This is a genomic window from Parvibaculum sp., from assembly GCF_035511255.1.
In the GTDB taxonomy this organism is placed as follows: domain Bacteria; phylum Pseudomonadota; class Alphaproteobacteria; order Parvibaculales; family Parvibaculaceae; genus Parvibaculum.
Map to the genome: position 1 here is coordinate 1 of NZ_DATKFR010000409.1, position 3,989 is coordinate 3,989.

Consider the following 3,989-nt stretch of genomic DNA (forward strand, 5'->3'; position numbering starts at 1 on the left):
ATCGCCGTGTATTCGCCGCCGATGCCGGCTCCCGTGAGAAAGCGGAAGAGAGCGAAGCTCCAGAGGTTCCAGGAGAAGGCTGTCGCCGTGGTCGCTGCGATATAAAGAAAAAGTGTGATGAAGAAGAGCTTGCGGCGGCCAAGCCGGTCCGTCGCCCAGCCGAAAAACAGCGCCCCGAGCACGGCTCCGGTCAGATAGGCGCTTGCGGCGGCGCCGACTTCGGCATTCGTGAAGGCGAGCGAGGGGCTATCCTTCAGGGCACCCGCGACAGCGCCGGCGAGCGTCACTTCCAGGCCGTCGAGAATCCAGGTAATGCCGAGTGCCGCGACGACATGGGTATGAAAGCGTCCCCATGGCAATCTGTCGAGGCGCGCGGCGATGCGTGTTTCGACGATGTCGGTGTTCGTTTCGTCACTCATCGTGCATCGCCGCGTTTCGCATCCGGGTTTTTCTTCTTTTCCTTTACCTTCGGAAGGTCCCGACTGGCCGCCGTTACGGCGGCTATACTCCCGGTGCAGTCATTGTCTTCTCCAAGGCCGAGTTGGATCGTCGGAATGAGAGCTGCGAGCGGCGTCAGCAGAATCCCGAGCACGGCCGAAGGGCCGGTGCGTGCCGCCAAGGCGCCCGCGTCTGGCCCGATCGATGGACTCTTGAGAGGGCCGTCGATGTCGATGGGCGCCGGCAGGGCGCCGACGCTGAAATGCTTCGGCTCCGTTTCGATACGATAGTCGATCCGTTCGCTGCGCAGATCGACCTTGCCGGTGCCGACGATGTTCGCTTGGGTCGTATCGAGAAAGAAGGTGCGCGTCAGGAGTTCGCCCTTCTTCAGCTCGAAGTCGCTCACCATGCAGCGGATTTGTGTGCGCTGTGGAATGCCGAGCGCAGATAGAATGGAATTTCCGAGGTCGAGCCCTGCGAGGTCGATTAACAGTGCGCTGATGTCCCCGCCGCTCATGAAGAGTTTCAATTCTCCATTGCCATGCCCGAGCATGTCGGCGAGCGAGTTGCCGTTGGTATCGAGATAGGCACGCCCACCGATTTTGCCGGCGCCTTCGAATATCCGCGTCGATTTCATCAGGCGGCGGAGATCGACTTCCCTGAATTCGATTGAGGCATTGGCATGCGCGGGACTCTTGCGCGCGTCGAATTCGATGTGGCTCGCAATCTCGCCTTCGCCGACGCCGAAGCTCAGGGGGGCGAGCGTCACCTTGCCGTTCTCGATCGTGAAATCGGCCACAAGATCGTCGAGAGGCATCGAGCGCCCTTCGATGCGCTTGCCTTCGTAACGAATATGGAAATCGGCGCTCCTGATATCTGGAACGTTGAGCGGCGTATCGGGCAGAAGTTTCGGGCTCGCCTTTTCACGGGCGTGCTCGGCTTTCTGCGCGGCGGACTGACCCGGCGTGTCCGTTCGGCCGGGCGTGGCGCCGATGAAGCCGCCAAGGTCGTCTAGAACGACCCGTTTAGACGCGAGGATAGCGTCTACGCGCGGCCTTTCCCCGCCTCGGGGATCGACGTCGAAGCGCCCGGAGAGATCGCTGTCGCCGACCCGACCGTCGAAATCGCGGAAGCGAATGCGCCCGTCGGCGTAGTCGAGCCGGCCCGTCAAGCTGTAGGGCGGCGTCGGCGCGAGAGGAATGCCGATGAGGGGCGAGAGTCTGTCGAGGTCGTCGCCCTTGAGCGTGAGTTTCAGATCGGCACCGGCGAGCTTCAGCGGCTCGCGGAGCGTACCCGTCAGGCGGATGTGCGTGGCGCCATTTCGGGCATCGAGATCGACGGGATATGGCCTTTTCGCATCGCGAAGGGAAAGGAGGGACGCTCCGCTGAATTTGGCGTCGATGGGCTGTGCATCATAAGTACCTTTCGCCTCGACGACGAGCCGGGGCTCCGCCGCGCCGGGCGGCTCTTCGGTGCGAATGACCGCCGAGAAATCAGCCTTGCGGCGCGGATCGACGAAGCGGATGCGTCCATCCCTGATCACGAGATTGCCGATGTCGGGCGACTTCCCGCCGGCGGCTTGGCCGCTATCGTTGCTCACGTCGAGCTGCCAGTTGGCTTTTCCATCCGGCAGCGCGCGGAGTTCGCCGCGCGGCTTCACGATGTCGATCGATGGAATGACGATGCGGCCCTTCATCGCCGCCCAGGCATCGAAGCTCAGTTGCAGTCGCTCCGCCGTGGCGAAGGTCTTGTCCCCGTCGAAGTCGACAGGGTTCGCAACCGCGACCCCGTCCAGCGTGATGAGTGGCGTTCGCGACAGGCGCATATCGAAGTGAGAAAGCGTGACCTCCCTGCCGAGCGCCGCCGAGGCGCGCGCCTCGATGAGCGGCTTCAGCCAGTTCCAGTCCCAGAACAGGATGAGCGCGATCAGGACGACGCCAAGTGCGCCGGCTGTCGCCGTGATTGGGTGGGAACGCATAGCCATCGCAGAAGAAATTCCCGAGCGGCGGTGTCGTTCCGCTCGGATGCCGCGATGTGTCGTTTCAGACTTCCGCTCCGCTCACTCGACGTTGATGTGCGCCCAGATCCGTTCGTGGAGGTAATACCAGATGAGTTTGGTGAGGATTTCACCGAGGGCGATGCTGCCACCCATCCAGGGGGTACCTGTGACGAACCAGGCGATAAGGAAGGTGTCGATACTGGCCGTGATCCGCCAACTCAGGGTTTTGAGTACGCTACGGGTGGCGGACGAACGGGGCCTGCCCTTCCAGACATCCATTCACTTTTCCTCTCGGTGACGCGGGCGGCCCCATGATGGCCGATCCGGGTGTGGTGACCCCGGCGCGATTCGAACGCGCGACCCCCAGATTAGGAATCTGGTGCTCTATCCAGCTGAGCTACGGAGCCCCTGCGGTGGAAGGGTTTCTTCCGGCAAAACGGCGGTCCGCACCCTACGTCACGTCATTCTGCGCCGCAACAGGGTCTCTCCCCAAGACGGTGAAGCTCAATCGCCTCGGGCGCCGTATCGCTTCGACGCGATTTATCCCCGAATCGTCGCGTATCGGCACGGTTTTTCGCGGTCCCTTTATTGCGTTCGGCCTAGTCGAAGGCCTGCTCCCGTCCAGTCCGTATAGACCGATGCGACAGGCCCCCGTCAAAGGGTCCTGACCATGCGATTAAATAGTTCCCTGCTGCCTCTTTACCTCGACCTTAATCCGGGGCAAAAACACTCGGACACACGCTCGGAAGTTGTCATGAGTTGTGTTTATGGGTTTTTACACGCTTTGGTTGAGCCGATCGATTTGGGTTCCATGCCGCCGCGCAGGGATCGGTTCCGAGAAGGGGGGCGTGCCTGATGAAAGTCCTGATTGTCGGTCTCCATCCTGTTTTTTGCGAGGGGTTGGCGGCCATTGTCAGCCGGCTCGACGTATCGCCGACTGCTGTTGTCGCTTCGAATGCACAGGCGCTCTTCGAAGCGGATGCAAGCGGCTACGATCTCATTCTCGTCGAATTGAGCGGCGGTGCGACCTCCGAATCGTTCGGCGCGCTCGGGAAACTCTGCGCATCGCCCACGGCCAAGGTCGTGGTGTTCAGCGACCGGGATGTGGCAGCTTTTGTTCGCGAAGTCATGGATCTCGGTGTCAAAGGGTTCATTCCGAAGAACCTGCCAGTCAATCTCGTGCTGAGCGCCCTGAAATTGGTCGAGATGGGTGGCCGCTACGTGCCCGACTCCGTCCTCAACTCCAGAACGGAAGGTTTCGCCGAGGCACCGGAAGCGTTTCTCAGTGGCGGATTCGAGAAGTTGACGCCGCGACAGCGTGAAGTGCTGCGCGAAATCGGCAAGGGGCGGTCGAACCAGGAGATTGCGCGCGTCCTCGGCATTTCCATTGCCACGGTCAAGCTGCATGTCAATGCGATTCTGCAGGCGCTAGGTGTACGCAACAGGACGGAGGCCGCGATCATCGCCCTGCGTGCGAGGACGCCGGCGGGCAACGATTGATATCTCGCGCATGAAAACCTCGCGCCGGCGGATGCGCCGCCGGGCGATCGCG

Annotated in this window: 4 protein-coding genes and 1 tRNA gene; 1 reads left to right on the forward strand and 4 read right to left on the reverse strand. The window is 61.8% G+C overall.

What is annotated here, in order from left to right; genetic code table 11:
* The 4 genes from VMR03_RS15635 to VMR03_RS15650 form a co-directional block, all read right to left on the reverse strand.
* On the reverse strand, positions 1-419 hold a 419-nt coding region (locus VMR03_RS15635), incomplete at its 3' end, for an MFS transporter (protein WP_325406852.1).
* Positions 416-2,422 (reverse strand): AsmA family protein, encoded by a 2,007-nt coding sequence (locus VMR03_RS15640; RefSeq protein ID WP_325406854.1) that lies wholly within the window; start codon positions 2,420-2,422, stop codon positions 416-418. The genes VMR03_RS15635 and VMR03_RS15640, both read right to left, overlap by 4 nt.
* A gap of 75 nt (positions 2,423-2,497) precedes the next feature.
* Positions 2,498-2,716 (reverse strand): DUF2061 domain-containing protein, encoded by a 219-nt coding sequence (locus tag VMR03_RS15645; RefSeq protein WP_325406856.1) that lies wholly within the window; start codon positions 2,714-2,716, stop codon positions 2,498-2,500.
* A 51-nt stretch (positions 2,717-2,767) separates the two neighbouring features.
* Positions 2,768-2,844: transfer RNA gene (locus tag VMR03_RS15650), tRNA-Arg, on the reverse strand.
* A gap of 448 nt (positions 2,845-3,292) precedes the next feature.
* Between VMR03_RS15650 and VMR03_RS15655 the strand changes: the two genes are divergently transcribed.
* Positions 3,293-3,937 (forward strand): response regulator transcription factor, encoded by a 645-nt coding sequence (locus VMR03_RS15655; protein WP_325406858.1) that lies wholly within the window; start codon positions 3,293-3,295, stop codon positions 3,935-3,937.
* The last annotated feature ends 52 nt before the right edge of the window (positions 3,938-3,989 follow it).